The 15,263-nt window shown below is 62.5% G+C and carries 13 protein-coding genes; 6 read left to right on the forward strand and 7 right to left on the reverse strand.

Translation table 11 applies throughout. The features are described 5' to 3' along the window. Nucleotides 1-239 precede the first annotated feature (239 nt). The 3 genes from AC1RRC_RS12015 to AC1RRC_RS12025 all read left to right on the forward strand — a co-directional run bounded on the left by AC1RRC_RS12015 (nt 240) and on the right by AC1RRC_RS12025 (nt 4,742). Nucleotides 240-1,685: a S41 family peptidase gene (locus AC1RRC_RS12015; RefSeq protein ID WP_493055702.1), complete on the forward strand. Its 1,446-nt coding sequence runs from the start codon at nt 240-242 to the stop codon at nt 1,683-1,685. A 137-nt stretch (nt 1,686-1,822) separates the two neighbouring features. Next, entirely contained in the window at nt 1,823-2,944 is a 1,122-nt protein-coding gene (locus AC1RRC_RS12020; RefSeq protein WP_493055703.1) for a beta-ketoacyl-ACP synthase III, read from the forward strand. Between the two features lie 67 nt (nt 2,945-3,011). After that, nucleotides 3,012-4,742 (forward strand): cation:proton antiporter domain-containing protein, encoded by a 1,731-nt coding sequence (locus AC1RRC_RS12025; protein WP_493055704.1) that lies wholly within the window; start codon nt 3,012-3,014, stop codon nt 4,740-4,742. A gap of 7 nt (nt 4,743-4,749) precedes the next feature. Here AC1RRC_RS12025 and AC1RRC_RS12030 read toward each other — a convergent pair whose 3' ends face one another. Beyond that, nucleotides 4,750-4,920: a hypothetical protein gene (locus tag AC1RRC_RS12030; protein WP_493055705.1), complete on the reverse strand. Its 171-nt coding sequence runs from the start codon at nt 4,918-4,920 to the stop codon at nt 4,750-4,752. Nucleotides 4,921-5,136: 216 nt separating this feature from the next. On the opposite strand from AC1RRC_RS12030, the gene AC1RRC_RS12035 reads away from it, so the two are divergent. Next, nucleotides 5,137-6,645 (forward strand): alkaline phosphatase D family protein, encoded by a 1,509-nt coding sequence (locus AC1RRC_RS12035; RefSeq protein ID WP_493055706.1) that lies wholly within the window; start codon nt 5,137-5,139, stop codon nt 6,643-6,645. Nucleotides 6,646-6,741: 96 nt separating this feature from the next. On the opposite strand, the gene AC1RRC_RS12040 is transcribed toward AC1RRC_RS12035, so the two are convergent. From AC1RRC_RS12040 to AC1RRC_RS12050, 3 genes are read right to left on the reverse strand one after another with little or no spacing between them, the layout of a single operon-like run. Then, a complete protein-coding gene (locus AC1RRC_RS12040; RefSeq protein ID WP_493055707.1) occupies nt 6,742-7,449 on the reverse strand; it encodes a helix-turn-helix transcriptional regulator in 708 nt (235 codons plus the stop codon). Beyond that, nucleotides 7,443-8,441: a response regulator gene (locus AC1RRC_RS12045; RefSeq protein WP_493055708.1), complete on the reverse strand. Its 999-nt coding sequence runs from the start codon at nt 8,439-8,441 to the stop codon at nt 7,443-7,445. The genes AC1RRC_RS12040 and AC1RRC_RS12045 overlap by 7 nt, the downstream gene beginning before the upstream one ends. Before the next feature lie 3 nt (nt 8,442-8,444). Next, on the reverse strand, nt 8,445-9,779 hold the full coding sequence (locus tag AC1RRC_RS12050) for a sensor histidine kinase (protein WP_493055709.1): 1,335 nt from the start codon (nt 9,777-9,779) through the stop codon (nt 8,445-8,447). A 178-nt stretch (nt 9,780-9,957) separates the two neighbouring features. Here AC1RRC_RS12050 and cqsA point away from each other — a divergent pair, with 178 nt between their 5' ends. After that, nucleotides 9,958-11,208 carry an alpha-hydroxyketone-type quorum-sensing autoinducer synthase gene (gene cqsA / locus AC1RRC_RS12055; protein WP_493055710.1) on the forward strand — a complete coding sequence of 417 codons (1,251 nt, stop codon included), beginning with the start codon at nt 9,958-9,960 and terminating at the stop codon, nt 11,206-11,208. A gap of 166 nt (nt 11,209-11,374) precedes the next feature. On the opposite strand, the gene AC1RRC_RS12060 is transcribed toward cqsA, so the two are convergent. Then, the gene (locus AC1RRC_RS12060) at nt 11,375-13,414 is read right to left on the reverse strand and encodes an oxidoreductase (RefSeq protein WP_493055711.1); all 2,040 of its coding nucleotides are present in this window, start codon (nt 13,412-13,414) and stop codon (nt 11,375-11,377) included. A 143-nt stretch (nt 13,415-13,557) separates the two neighbouring features. Here AC1RRC_RS12060 and AC1RRC_RS12065 point away from each other — a divergent pair, with 143 nt between their 5' ends. Beyond that, nucleotides 13,558-14,139, forward strand: coding sequence for an SRPBCC family protein (locus tag AC1RRC_RS12065; protein WP_493055712.1), 582 nt, complete (start codon nt 13,558-13,560; stop codon nt 14,137-14,139). A 132-nt stretch (nt 14,140-14,271) separates the two neighbouring features. On the opposite strand, the gene AC1RRC_RS12070 is transcribed toward AC1RRC_RS12065, so the two are convergent. Then, the gene (locus AC1RRC_RS12070) at nt 14,272-14,724 is read right to left on the reverse strand and encodes a hypothetical protein (protein ID WP_493055713.1); all 453 of its coding nucleotides are present in this window, start codon (nt 14,722-14,724) and stop codon (nt 14,272-14,274) included. 15 nt (nt 14,725-14,739) lie between these two features. Further along, nucleotides 14,740-15,186 carry a DUF2721 domain-containing protein gene (locus tag AC1RRC_RS12075; RefSeq protein ID WP_493055714.1) on the reverse strand — a complete coding sequence of 149 codons (447 nt, stop codon included), beginning with the start codon at nt 15,184-15,186 and terminating at the stop codon, nt 14,740-14,742. Between the last annotated feature and the right edge of the window lie 77 nt (nt 15,187-15,263).

A 15,263-nucleotide genomic window follows, 5' to 3' on the forward strand; every position in this document is an offset into this window, starting at 1 on the left:
CTTCCTGTTTTCTTACAATTGCTTACGGACGTGAATAAACGATTTACAGAGCAGAAAAGTAATGTTGAGAGGGTGTCAAAAGTTTCTCTTGTCCATCCGATATTTGTGTGGCGCGGCAAGCTTAAAAGTGCCTGAAAAACGAATGAAATTACGTTGAGGCTACTCAGGTTGCTGAAAATCAGGTTTATACTAATTTCACCGTGGCACCATAAGGTACACGGGCTTGACACAGGTGAAACATGGGCAAGAAACTCAAGAATACCGGGCTGGTTGGGCTCGGTGTAGTGGCCGGCATTGCCGCGTCGTTGCAATTTTCCGCGATGGCTCAGCGCCCTGCTGACCCCGCCCTGCCGCTGGAAGAATTGCGGCAACTGGCCGACGTGTTTGGCCTCATCAAATCCGATTATGTGGAACCGGTCGAAGACAAGAAATTGCTGACCGAAGCCATCACCGGCATGGTCGCGTCGCTCGACCCCCATTCCGCCTATCTCGACAAGAAAGCCTACGCGGAATTGCGCGAAGGGTCGCAAGGCAAGTTCGTCGGTCTCGGCATTGAAATCGGCCAGAGCGAAGATGGCTACATCAAGATTGTCGCGCCGATTGAAGATTCGCCGGCGCACCGCGCCGGTATCAAGGCCGGCGACCTGATCACCCGTCTCGATTCGACGCCGGTGAAAGGCTTGAGCATCGATGAATCCGTGAAAAAAATGCGCGGCGAGCCGCATAGCAAAGTGTCGCTGACCGTGCTGCGCAAGGATGAGCCGGAACCGCTGGTGTTCAGCATCACGCGCGAGGAAATCCACCAGAAAAGCGTCAAGGGCAAGATCGTCGAACCCGGTTATGCGTGGCTGCGCATTGCGCAATTCCAGGAACCGACGGTCGACGACCTGGCCGCCAAGATTGCCGACCTGTACAAGCAAGATCCGCAACTGAAAGGCCTGGTGCTGGATTTGCGCAATGATCCGGGCGGCGTGCTGCAAGGCGCGATCGGTGTGGCGGCGGCATTCCTGCCGCGCGACTCCGCCATCGTGTCGACCAATGGCCAGTTGCCCGATTCGCGCCAGACGTTCTATGGCCGTCCTGAATACTATTTGCTGCGCAATGAAGGCGACATCCTCGCCAAGCTGCCGGCGGCAGTGAAGAATGTGCCGATGGCGGTGCTGGTCAATACCGGTTCCGCATCGGCCTCCGAAATCGTCGCGGGCGCGCTGCAGGATTACAAGCGCGCCACCATCATCGGCACGCAAACCTTTGGCAAGGGTTCGGTGCAAACCATCCGCCAGCTGACGGCCGATACCGCCGTCAAGCTCACCACGGCCCGCTACTACACGCCCAACGGCCGCTCGATCCAGGCCAAAGGCATCACGCCGGATTTGCAGGTGGAAGAAAATGCCGATGGCGACGGCTTGAATGCGCTGCGCCTGCGCGAAGCCGATTTGTCGAAACACCTGAGCAATGACCGCGACCAGGAAGCCGCCAAATCCAAACGCGATGAAGCGGAAGAACAGGTGCGCATCCTGATGGCGGAACGTAAACGCAAGCCGCTCGATTTCGGCAGCACCGACGACTTCCAGCTGCAGCAAGCGTTGAACCACTTGAAGGGCTTGCCAGTGCAGTTGGCCAAGCAGGAATCGAAGCTGGTGCAGGCCGATCCCGCGCCCGCCAAGAGTCCCTTGAAAAAATAAATCAAGCGGACGCTCTAAAAAATAGACCTTTCGTACCAAAACGGCGTCCCGACGGGCGCCGTTTTATCTTTGTGACGCAGCGCTTCGTGTAAAATTTCTCGGTCAGGCGACCGCCTTTGGGAGAAAGATTAAATAATATGAAACAAGTCGTCATCAGCGGCACCGGGCTGTTTACCCCGCCGAATTCCATCTCGAATGATGAACTGGTAGCGTGCTTCAACGCCTACGCGGAACAATTCAATGCCGACAACGCGGATGCCATCGCGGCCGGCGCCCTCACTGCGCTGGAACCGTCCAGCTCCGCCTTCATTGAAAAAGCGTCCGGCATCAAGTCGCGCTATGTGATGGAAAAGGAAGGCATCCTCGATCCGAAGCGCATGGTGCCGCGCATCCCTGAACGCAGCAATGAAGAGCTGTCGCTGCAGGCGGAAATCTGCGTCAAGGCGGCACAGCAGGCGCTCGACCGCGCGGGCCGCGGCGCCGCCGACATCGACATGGTGCTGGTGGCGTGCTCGAACATGCAGCGCGCCTATCCCGCCATGGCGGTGGAAGTGCAGCAGGCGCTGGGCATCGATGGCTATGGCTTCGACATGAACGTGGCCTGCTCCTCGGCCACCTTCGGCATCCAGACCGCCGTCGCGGCTGTGCAAAGCGGCCAGGCGCGCGCGGTGCTGGTGCTGAACCCGGAAATCACCAGCGGCCACCTGGACTGGCGCGACCGCGACAGCCACTTCATCTTCGGCGACGCGTGCACCGCGATCGTGGTGGAGGCGAAGGAAGCGGCGGTTTCCACGCACCAGTGGGAAATCATCGACACCAAGCTGAAAACCAGCTTCTCCAACAATATCCGCAACAACTTCGGCTTCATGAACCGCTTCGATGACCAAGGCATCGGCCAGCCGGACAAGTTGTTCAAGCAGCAGGGCCGCAAGGTCTTCAAGGATGTCTGCCCGATGGCGGCCGCGATGATCAAGGAAAGCATTGCGCGCGCGGGCATGCAGGTGGAACAGTTCAGCCGCTTCTGGCTGCACCAGGCCAACCTCAGCATGAACCAGCTGATTTCCCGCACCATCCTTGGCCGCGATGCGGAACCGCATGAAGCGCCGGTGATCCTCGATACCTATGCCAACACATCGTCGGCCGGTTCCATCATCGCGTTCCACAAGCACCAGGACGATTTGCCGGCCGGTGCCCTGGGCGTGATCTGTTCTTTTGGCGCCGGCTATTCGATCGGCGCGGTCGTCGTCCGCAAGCTGTAAAAAACTTCCAGCGCAGGCCTGTGCTACCCTTGAACGGTTGACCACCGTTTAAGGGTATTACGTACGCATGCACCATGACTTTCCCCTGATCACCACCATTGCTGCCGCGCTCGGTTTCGGGCTGGTATTCGGCTTCATCGCCACCAAACTCAAGTTGCCGGCCCTGGTCGGCTACCTGGCTGCCGGTATCCTGATCGGCCCGGCCACGCCGGGCTTTGTCGCCGACACCGCGCTGGCCGGCCAGTTGGCGGAAATCGGCGTGATGCTGATGATGTTTGGCGTGGGCCTGCATTTTTCGCTCGATGATTTATGGGAAGTGCGCAAGGTGGCGCTGCCGGGCGCCGTGCTGCAAATCGGCGCGGCGACCGCGATGGGCATGGGATTGGCGCACTGGTGGGGCTGGAGCCTGGGCGGCGGCCTGGTGTTCGGCCTGGCCCTGTCGGTGGCCAGCACCGTGGTGCTGCTGCGGGCGCTGGAAGAACGGGGCATCCTCGATTCCTTCAATGGCCGCATCGCGGTGGGCTGGCTGGTGGTGGAAGACCTGGTCACCGTCATCGTGCTGGTGCTGCTGCCGCCGCTGGCCGGCGCGCTGGGCGGCGCCGCGCCGCCTGAGGCTCATGTCGATCCCAATGCGCCGCTGTGGCAAACAGTGGCCTTCACCATCGGCCAGGCGGCGGCCTTCATCGCCTTCATGATGCTGGTGGGCCGCAAGCTGTTCCCGTGGCTGCTGTGGCAAGTGGCGCGCACCGGTTCGCGTGAGCTGTTTACGCTGTGCGTGATTGCCGCCGCGGTCGGCATTGCTTTTGCCGCCACCAAATTGTTCGGCATCTCCTTTGCGCTGGGCGCGTTCTTCGCCGGCATGGTCCTGCGCGAATCGGAGCTGAGCCACCGCGCGGCGGAAGAATCGCTGCCGCTGCGCGACGCCTTTGCCGTGCTGTTCTTCGTCTCGGTCGGCATGCTGTTCGAACCGGCAATCCTGGTGGAACAGCCGCTGCGCGTGCTGGCGGTGCTGGGCATTATCGTGTTCGGCAAGTCGCTGGCGGCCTTTGTGCTGGTGATGCTGCTGCGCTATCCGGCCAAGACCGCGCTGATGGTGTCGGCCAGCCTGGCGCAGATCGGCGAATTCTCGTTCATCCTGGCGGCGCTGGGCATTGCGCTGAAACTGATGCCGCAGGAAGGACAAAGCCTGATCCTGGCCGGCGCGATCCTGTCGATCGCCATCAATCCACTGGTGTTTGCCGTCACCGGTCCGCTGGAACGCCGCCTTGGCAAGAACCGGTTGCTGGCGGCCCGCTTCGAGCGCAGCGCCGACCCGCTGGCGGAATTGCCGATGTCCGTGCCGCACGAAAAACTCAGCGGCCAGGTGGTGCTGGTCGGCTATGGCCGCGTCGGACGGCGGATCGCCGCGCAGTTGGCGGAACGCGGCATTCCATACGTGGTGGCGGAACAAAACCGCGAACTGGTGGACCAGTTGCGCCACGAAGGCGTGCCTGCCGTGGCCGGCAATGCGGGCGAACCGGCGGTGCTGATCCAGGCCCACATCGCGCGCGCCGCCCTGCTGGTGATCGCCACCCCGGATACCTTCCACGTGCGCGCCATGCTGGAAACCGCGCGGGCGCTCAATCCCGGCATCCGCACCGTGGTGCGTTCGCATAACGATGAAGAAGCGGACTTGCTGCGCAAGGAACGCGCCGGTGAAATCTTTATCGGGGAAGATGAACTGGCGCGGGGGATGACGGCGTATGTGGTGCAAGCCTATGGCGAGCGCCGCGCGCAGCACGAGCACGCGGCGCATTGAGCTGTGATCAGCCCCACAGCATGTAGGCGAGCCAGTACAAGAAGGCGAACCAGCCTGCAACCAGCACGCCGACTGAAATCACCAGGACCTTCAGAAATCTCCAAAAATTATCCGGCCCGCTGGATTGTACGGGCGGCTGGTTTTGTTCGACTTCCGGCTGCACCATCGGCTCATTCATTTCAGTCTCCATCGGATGGCGGCCCATGCGGCCGCGGGATGCCCAGTCTTCCACGGCCGCCCCGGATGATCCTTGTCGCATGCCAAGCAAGCCACGCAGCGATGTTTATAAAAATTAAATAGTTATCAAAATTGAATTAATCGCGTACCATGGCGCTTCTTCGCGCTGCGGCGCCGCGTTTTGCTGCCGCCATTGAATTCCGGAGTATCGATTTACATGAGCAAGCAGCTGGGTCCCATCCTGAAATTCCTGGGCGCCGATGATGATGGCTGGCACGTCAGCGTATTGCTGGCGGCGCCTGCGGCGGCGATGCCGCATGTGGCGTGCCCGGCGGCGGACTCGATCCATTCAGCCCTGCTGGCGCGCCATGGTAGCGGCGTCGATGCCACCGAGGTGCGCAGCTTCCGCCTGACGATCCCGCAAACCGCCTTCGAGCAGCGCGTGCGCTATGACGTGGACGGCGCCGTGCACAGCTTCGTCATCCCCGCGCAAGGCGCGGCCCCCACCTGTGCATACACCTCGTGCAACGGTTTTTCCGATCCCAAGGTGATCAAGCGGGTACGCGAACCCAACGCCATGTGGCGCCGCATGGCGGAGCGCCACGGCGCCCGCGCGCACCACTTGCTGCTGATGGGTGGCGACCAGGTCTACAGCGACAGCATGTGGGATGAAGTCGATGCGCTGCGCGCGTGGCGCGCCTTGCCGGCCGATGCGCGCGACCATGCGCCCTTCACGGAAACCCTGCGCGCGCAAGTCGAAGCGTTTTATTTCAAGCTGTACCTGGAACGCTGGAGCCAGCCCGCCGTGGCGGCCATGCTGGCGCAGGCGCCCACGGTCATGATGTGGGACGACCATGACATCTTTGACGGCTGGGGTTCCTATCCGGACGCGCAGCAGCACAGTCCGGTCTACCAGGGCATCTACAGCGTGGCGCGCCACTACTTCCGCCTGTTCCAGCTGCACGCGGCCGATGACGCGTCCGTCGCGCTGCGCCTGCCGGGCCAGCCCGGCTACAGCCGCGGCATCCGGGTTGGCGACTGCGCCATCCTGGCACTGGATTTGCGCAGCGAACGCACCCGCACCCGCGTGATGAGCGACGAAGCGTGGCAAGCCGCCTATACGTGGCTGGAAGAGCAGCACGGCTGCCGCCACCTGTTCGTGATGTCCAGCATTCCCGTGGTGCACCCGGATTTCTCCACCCTGGAAGCGTTGCTGTGCGCGCTGCCCGGCCAGCATGCATTGCAGGACGATTTACAGGACCACTGGCTGAGCCGCACGCACCGCCAGGAACGCCTGCGCCTGGTCCACCGCTTGCTGGATTGGGCCTCGGCACGGCAGACGCGCGTGACGGTGCTGTCGGGCGACGTGCACGTGGGTGCGCTGGGGGTGATTGAATCGGCGCGCCACCGGTCGTCCAACGCGCCGGCCAATGCCGCCGTCATCAACCAGCTGACGTCGTCCGGCATCGTGCACCCGGCGCCGCCCACGATGGCGCTGTTTTACCTGGAACATGTGGGCGACCGTGTGGAAACCGTGGACCGGGGCATCACGGCGGCCATGTATCCGTTCCCCGGCACGTCGCACCGCTATATCGGCGCGCGCAATTACCTGAGCCTGGAACCGGATACGGGACCCGCCACGGGGCACCGGATCTGGGCCAACTGGTGGGTGGAGGGTGAGGAACAGCCGTACACCAAGACTATTCATCCCGTCGTCGCCGAATAAGGACGCAGGAAGCCGCCATGCCGGCGCCACCATCAACGCACGCGCCACCGGCCGGCACGCATGGTGGCTTGATGACCCCAAGCCACCCTACGGGTTTCAAGCCACCAGCAAGCCCAGTTCCATCGCGCGGCTGACCGCATGCCGCGTGCTGTAGACCTGCAGCTTGGCGGCCGCATTCTGCAGATGGAAATACAGGGCGCGCTGTGAAATGCCCATCATTTCGCTGGCTTCGCGGATCGACTTGCCCTGCGCGCTCCACAGCAGCGCTTCACGCTCGCGGTCAGTCAGCACACTGGCGCCGCGCTGGACGAACGCAGCCCCTTCATGCAAGTGCATTGCCAGCAGCTGCAAGGCCCCCTGTTGTGCGCAGGAGGTAAAGCTGTCGCCCTCCCGGCCCCGGTAAAAGTCCACGCGGCTGACACCCGCGCCGCTGCGGCAAGCCACGCTCAGGCCATACACCACGCCCGCCTCGCCCAGTTGCCCGTACAGCGCATGGGGATAGGCATCGGCCAGCACGTCGGCCCGCCACGATTGCGGCAAGGGCGAACGCGCCAGGCCGACATCGACAGGATCGCCGGTCTGGCGGCAAAAAGCGCGCAACAGCGGTTCCGGCAGGCTGCCGACCGCCATCGCCGTGCCGCCTTCCAGCGCCTGGTAGCGCAGCATGAAGCCGGCCACGCCCAGTTGCACATAGGCGCGTTGCGCGCCCAGCCGCAAGGCTTCCCAGCCGGCCGGTTGCAGCAGCGGCGTGAAGTAGCGGGCCAGGGCCTGCTGGCCCAGCATATCGGACGATTCGATCAGCATACGGCCTCCTGGTCGCGCAAGAAGTCCGCATAGGAATACACCGATCCCGGCAACATGTGCGGGGGCAAATCAAACAACGCCCAGTAGTAATCCTGCTTGCCGGCACAGCGCTGGGCCGGCAGGCAATACGACAGCCAATCCTGCGCGATGGCGTCGGTATACATGCCGGTGTCGGCAAAGAACGGCAGCAGCCGCATGTCGGCCAGGCCCGCCACCAGTTCATCCGGCGCGCCATTGTCCTGCGCCACTTCCATCTGCGCCAGCATGCCCGCTTCGGTTTCCACCACCATCAGGGTCGGTTTGCCGTTGATGTCGAAGAACAGGATGCCGGACGGATTCGGGAACAGGTAATACTCGACAAAGCCATACTGGCGGCGCAATTGTTCCACCTGCGCCGCCATGGCGGGGTCGGACAGGAAGGTGAACGAATGGCGCGCCAGCAAATCCTGCATGGTGCGCGATTGCGCGCTGAAATACGCCTTTTCCAGGGTGCGCACTTCGAATTCCAGGCGGTCCAGCGCGGCGTGGTCGCTCTTTTTGATAAAGCGGTCGATCAGGCCATTGTTGAAGGCGTCGATCGCCACCCGTTCATCGGCCTCGCCGGTGAATAAAATCTTTTTGCACGGCAGCGCATTGACGGATTCGCAAAACGCCACGCCATTCATTTGCGGCATCGCGTAATCGATCACCAGCACGGCCGGCAGCAGGAAGCGGTGACGGTTCATCACCTGGCGGTAAATCTGGTCGACGTCGAACGCCACCACGCGCCGCTCGAACGACAGCACCTGTTCGTCATAGCCGACGGTGATGGAAAATTGGGTGCTGGCCCGGTGCGCTTCGCGCAGCCACGCCAGCGCGGCTTCGACGTCATGGAAAGCGCGCCGCGCCAGCTGGTGCGGCAGCTGGAACGACAGGCTTTCCAGGAAAGTCTGGCTGTCGTCAATCAGCGTCACCAGGGTCGGATGTTGGTAAATCGGCAGTGTCAGGTCCATCGGTCAGGCTTTTAGGTCAGGCAGTGAATCAGGCTGTAAGTCAGGGTCAGGCGCAGGGCGCGGAAATTCCAGGGCGAAGATGGTATACCGCTGCACCCGCGAAACGCAACGGATCGTGACATCCCAGGCATCGAGCACTTCCTTGCAAAAACTCAGGCCGATACCGGTACCACTATGCTGCGGGTAGGTATAAAAGCGCCGGAAAATATGCGGCTGGTGGTCCGGGTCGATGCCGCTGCCAGTATCGATAAACAGTAACCGGGGCCGCGCACGCGCGCCGTCGATGATGATGCGGATGCGGCCCTTGCCGGCCCGCTGCAGCGCCGACAACGCATTGCGCAGCAGGTTAAGCAAGATCATCGAACACAAATCAGTCTGTCCAAGGAAATGGAAATCGGCGCGCACGGTGATGGCGACCAGGTCCGCCTGCCCTTGATTGGCAAAGGGATAGCGTTCAAGCATGGACTTTACCATTGTTTCCATCGACAGGACTTCGCGCTGCTGGGTTTTACGCTGGCCGGCCGTCGAACTCAATAGCAGCAGGTCGATCGCATTGTTCATGTGCCGCACTTCGATTTCCACCCGCGCCAGGGCTTTTTCCATCGCCACCCGGTCCTGTTCCTGCAAGCCGGGCGCCTGCATCAGCAAGCGTTTCATGCCGCGCGAATTGGCGCCGATCGACAGCAGCGGCGTGCGCAATTCGTGCGACACGGTGCCCATGGCGGCGGCCATGCCGGCCAGCCGCTCCGATTCCAGCATGCTGCGTCCGACCTTGGCCAGCGACACGGCAATGATGGCAAACAGGTAAATCGGCCATTGGCCCTGCATCAGCAATTGCACCAGGGTGGCGTCCGGGTGCTGCGCGTAATGCAGCACGTAATACAGCACATAGGCCAGCGAGGTGCCGGTCACGTACGACAGCAGCGCCAGCGCGAAGTCGAAATGGAACAACAAGATGACGGCAATCAGCAGCGATTCGCTCCACACGGTATTGGCCCCGTTCATCAGGTACATATACGTGAAGAAGAACGGCAGGATGTAGGTCAGCCCGGCCACCTGGTAGAGCGGGAACCAGCGCCGGCGCGCAAAGCGCGCGGCGCAGATGCCGGGCAGGCAGGCCGCCATGCCGCCCAGGCGCAGCCACAGGTTTTCATACGGCTGGGGGAACCAGTCGTGCCACACCACGTAGTACAGCGGCATGCCGACCAGCGCGATCCAGGACAGCTGGGCAATGCGTTTGACCACCGCGTCATGCGGCTGCGCCTGCTCGCGCTGCCAGCCGGCGGCGGCATATGCCAGGCCCCGGCGCAGGGCTGAAATGTATTTTGTTCTGGACACAGTCATTGCCTGTTTAACATTAATAACTTCCCGCGTACGATGGGTGCGCGCGCGGCAGGGAGGATACCACCGACTGCCGCCCTTACTTAATAATCAACCAGGAGCCACCATGATAGAAACGACAATACACGCCCCCAACGATCTGGCCGCCGGTTTGGCCGCCGACAGGGCCACTGATATGCCCACCGATATGGCCGCTGACTTGGCCGCCGAGCACCGCCTGCCCGCCTTCGTCAATGCGCGCATGGATGAACATTACGTCGAACGGGTCGGCAAACTGCTGGGCGGCGAGCATATGCATGTCTGGCTGCCGCCCGGGCCGGATGCGATTTACGTGGCCAGCAACGATTACCTGTGCATCGCGGGCGAACACACGTTGCTGCAGGCGCAGGCCGATTGCCTGCGCCTGGGCGGCGCGGATTTGCTGATGTCGTCGGTCTTCCTGCAGGAAGGCAGCCGCCAGCACCGGCTGGAACAGCAATTCGCCCGCTACATGGGGTCGCAGGATGGCTTGCTGACGCAATCCGGCTGGGCCGCCAATGTCGGCCTGCTGCAAAGCATTGCCGGCCCCGGCGTGCCGGTCTATCTCGACATGATGGCGCACGCCTCGTTGTGGGAAGGCGTCACCTCCGGCCAGGCCAAGGCCGTGCCGTTCCTGCACAACGATGTCGGCCACCTGGAGCGCCAGCTGGAAAAACATGGTCCCGGCGTGATCGTGGTGGACACGGTCTACAGCACCAACGGCAGCCTGTGCCCGTTGGCCGCCGTGGTGGCGCTGGCCGAACAAAGCGGCAGCATCATCGTGGCCGATGAATCGCATTCGCTGGGCACGCACGGGCCGCAGGGCGCGGGACTGGTGGCGCAACTGGGCTTGTCCGAGCGGGTGCACTTCCGCACCGCCTCGCTGGCGAAGGCGTTTGCAGGACGCGCGGGGCTGATCACCTGTTCGACCAAATTCAAGGGCTACTTCCTGTCCGCCTCGCGCCCGGCGATTTTCAGCTCCTGCCTGCTGAGCCATGAACTGGCGTGGTTCGAAGCGGCGCTGGCGTTGATCCGCAATGCGGACGACCGCCGCGCGGCGCTGCACAGCAATGCACGGAAGATCCGCGACGGATTGAGCGCCATCGGCTACAACGTCAGCGATGGCAGCGAACAGATTATCGCGCTGGAGCCGGGCCCGGAACCGCGCACGCTGGCGCTGCGCAAGGCGCTGGAAGCGCGCGGCGTGTTCGGCGCGGTATTTTGCGCACCGGCCACGCCACGCAACCGTTCACTGGTGCGGCTGACCCTGAATTCCGGGCTGACACAGGTGGAAATCGACAAGATCCTGTCGGTGTGCGCGGACATTTACGATGAACTGGACGTGCCGACATGGTCGTCCAGCAAGCGCATGGCACGTGAACGGGCTACGCCGGCATGTGCCGCTTAACTTACCCCGAGGCGTCCAATGCGTAGGGCGGTTTCGCGCCAGCGAAGCCGCCATGCTTGCGTAGTGGCCAGCACATGCGGCACCGGCACGCACGCCCTGGCAGCTTCCGCCAGGCGGAAACCGCCCTACGGAATAACGCCAACGCAATGGCAAACGACATGGCCCGTCACAGGCTCGCCGCCAGTTCCGCGCCTTCCTTGATCGCGCGCTTGGCGTCCAGTTCCGCCGCCAGCGCGGCGCCGCCGATTTTATAAAAGCGCGGGCCGCCCTGCTGCTTCTGCCCTTCCGGCGGCATCAGCTCGGCCAGGCTGTCCTGGCCGGCGCAAATGACGACGTTATCGACCGCCAGCAGGCGCTGTTCGCCATCGACCGTGATGTGCAAGCCCTGGTCGTCGATCTTGTCGTATTGCACGCCGCCCAGCATCACCACCCCGTTCCGGGCCAGCACCGCGCGGTGTACCCAGCCCGACGTCTTACCGAGGCCGGCCCCCAGCTTGGTGGTCTTGCGCTGCAACAGGTAAAGCTGGCGCACCGGCTCTTCCGGCCGCGCCTCGACCAGGCCGCCGCCGGTGGTGGCCTTCAAGTCCACGCCCCATTCGCGCGTCCAGTGTTCGACCGCCAGCGGCAACGCATGGCGCGGGTCGTGCAGCAGGTATTCACCGACGTCAAACCCGATCCCGCCCGCGCCGATGATGGCCACGCGCTTGCCGACCGGCTTTTTGTGCAGCAGCACATCGAGGTAGGACAGCACCTTGGCGTGTTCGATGCCGGGAATCGGCGGCATGCGCACCCTGATGCCGGTGGCCACGATGACATCGTCATAACCGCCCGCCAGCAATTCGTCGCGCGTGATGCGGGTATTCAGGCGCACATCCACGCCTGTCAACTCCAGCTTGCGCGTGAAGTAGCGCAGGGTTTCAGCGAATTCCTCCTTGCCGGGGATTTGCATGGCCACCTTGAACTGGCCGCCCACCTTGTCGCTGGCGTCGAACAGGGTCACCTGGTGGCCGCATTCGGCCGCCACCGTGGCGGCCGACAAGCCGGCCGGTCCGGCGCCCACCACCGCCACCTTGCGCGCCTTCGCCTTGCGGATATACCGCAGTTCCGTTTCATGGCAGGCGCGCGGATTGACCAGGCAACTGGCCCGTTTATTCTGGAACGTGTGGTCAAGGCACGCCTGGTTGCAGCCGATGCAAGTGTTGATTTCGTCGGTGCGGCCGGTTGCCGCCTTGACCACGAATTCCGCATCGGCCAGGAACGGACGGGCCATCGACACCATGTCCGCATCGCCGCGCGCAATGATTGCTTCGGCTTCATCCGGCATGTTAATGCGGTTCGACGCCACCACCGGGATCGAGACTTCCTTGCGCAAGCGGCCCGCCACGCTGGCAAACGCGGCGCGCGGCACCGACGTGACGATGGTCGGCACCCGTGCTTCATGCCAGCCGATGCCGGTGTTCAGGATCGTCGCGCCGGCTTGCTGCAGGGCCTTTGCGACAGTCACCACGTCATCCCAGGTATTGCCGCCTTCCACCAGATCCAGCAGCGAATGGCGGTACATGATGATGAAGTCGCGTCCCACCGCCTGGCGGATGCGGCGCACGATTTCCACCGGCAGGCGCATGCGGTTTTCAATCGCGCCGCCCCAGCGGTCGGTGCGGGTATTGGTGCGCGCGCACAGGAACTGGTTCAGCAGATACCCTTCGCTGCCCATCACTTCCACCCCGTCGTATCCCGCCTTTTGCGCCAGCTGGGCGCAACGCACGTAATCGCGGATGGTCGACTCGATGCCCGAGTCCGTCAGCGGCCCGGGTTTAAATGGTGAAATCGGCGATTGGTGGCCGGAGGCGGAGACCACAAACGGATGGTAGCCATAGCGGCCCGCATGCAGGATCTGCATCAGGATCTTGCCGCCCTCGCCGTGCACGGCGGTCGTCAGCTTGCGGTGGTTGCGCACATCGCCGGCAAAATTCAGGGTGCCGCCCAACGGCAGCAGCCAGCCCTGGCGGTTCGGTGAAATACCGCCCGTTACAATCAACCCGACACCGCCGCGCGCCCGTTCGCGGTAAAACTCGGCCAGCTTGCCGTAATTGAAAAAGCGGTCTTCCAGGCCGGTATGCATCGACCCCATGATGACGCGGTTGCGCAGGGTCGTGAAGCCAAGGTCGAGGGGAGCCAGCAGGTGGGAATAGCGTGCGGTCGTCATATTGAATTCTTAGAATGGAGACGTGAAAAGTCCGCAATTAAAGCGGAATTCGTTAGACCCGTGTTTCTAAAATCCTGGGCAGCGCGGCGTAACACTACTGAACTACGCTTGTATTCTGCCATTCTTTACCGTACGCTGGAAAAATGAAGCGATTGCTAGTGATGTTGCTGTTCGGCCTGTGCGCACATGCACTGGGCCAGCCTGTCAAAACCGACCCGCCGAAACTGGAAGTCGCGGTCAACCGCATCCATCAGGACAACCTGCAGCTGTATGAAGTGGACGCCAACGGCACCGTGCAGGCGCCGCTGGCCACGGTCTGGAAGACCCTCACCACGTACGAAAAGATGAATGAATTCGTGCCCGACATGCAGTCATGCCGGGTACTGTCGCGCAATGGCAATGAAGTCATCATTGAACAATTCGGCACGGCGCGCTTCCTGTTCATGTCGAAATCCATCCACCTGATCGTGCGCGCCACCGAACAGCCGATGGCGTCGATCGATATCGCACTCATCTCCGGTGACATGAAACACTATGAATCGCGCTGGGAACTGGTGCCGCTGGCCGACGGCGGCACCCGCGTGGTGTATTCCGGCAAGCTGGTGCCGAATTTCTATGTGCCCGGCATCCTGGGCACCAATATCATCCGCGGTGACATCGAACGCATGATGGGGGCCGTGCTGGCCCGCATCGACAAGGCAGACGCCGCCGCAGTGCGCAACTGACAATGTTCGGCAGACATGGCGGCTTTGCTGCGCAAAACCGCCCTACACATTCAGCGCCAACCACTGCAGCAAAATGCGTAGGGCGGTTTCCGCCTTGGCGGAAGCCGCCATGCGTGCAGGCCCGCGGCTGTGTTACGCCAGGTAAGTGTCCCGGTCGCGCAGTTCGGCAAACTGTTCAATGCTGCCGATCTTGATCATCACCGGATTCAGGCTCAATTTCGCCTGCATGGCGCGCCACGCGAATTGCCATTCGCGTTCCTGCGCTTCGGCCGGGGTCTTGGTAAAGGCGGCGCCCAGGGCGGCGCGGGTGCCGTATTCGATGGCGCCATCGATGCCCGCCCAGCTGGGCAGGGTGCGCTGCACGGCGCGGTGGATACGTTCGCCGAATTCTTCCGTGTTATGGATGATCAGGCAGGCGTCGGCGGAAAACAGGTCAAACAGGTTGCGGTCCCACACCTGGGAAAAGCTCAGGGTCAGGCATTGCGCGGTCGGACGCAGGATGAATTCTCCCTGCGACAGGGCCTGTTCCAGGTCGCCGCGGATGCCATAACGGTACAGGGTGGGGGGGCGTTGATAGTCGTGCATGGGACGATGGTACTCTTATTTCTGTAATGGGTGACGCACATGGCGGTGCGCGCGCATCGCCGCGGAAGCAATGAAGATTTCCCGCAGCAGGTAAACAAAACTGGCAATCAAAGCCGCCATCGCCAGCACAAACAAGCCGGCAATGTATTTATCCAGCGTAACGTCGGTGGTATCGCCGATAAACAGCATGCCAATCACCAGGCAGACCAATAATCCGCACGTCGTCGATGACGCGATCGCCACGTTGATCAGGTGCGACCGCCGGTACAGCACATCGAGTTCGTTCAGGGAACTTTCGTTGTAGCCGATATCGAGCCGGTCTTCCAGCACGCGCGAACGGTCAATAATGCGGGCCAGGCGGTTGGTCAGCACCATCAGTTTGGTGCAGACGCCGGCCAACAGGAATACCGGCGCGATCGCCAGCTGGATGATATGGCCGATATCGCCGACTTGTATATTCATCTGAAAACTAATCTGGTACGGGTCCGGACCACAGTGTACCAGACGGCAACCCGGGCGCCGCCGGCCGGCCCGCCCCG

The sequence above is a fragment of the Pseudoduganella sp. GW821-FHT12E03 genome, assembly GCF_058807115.1.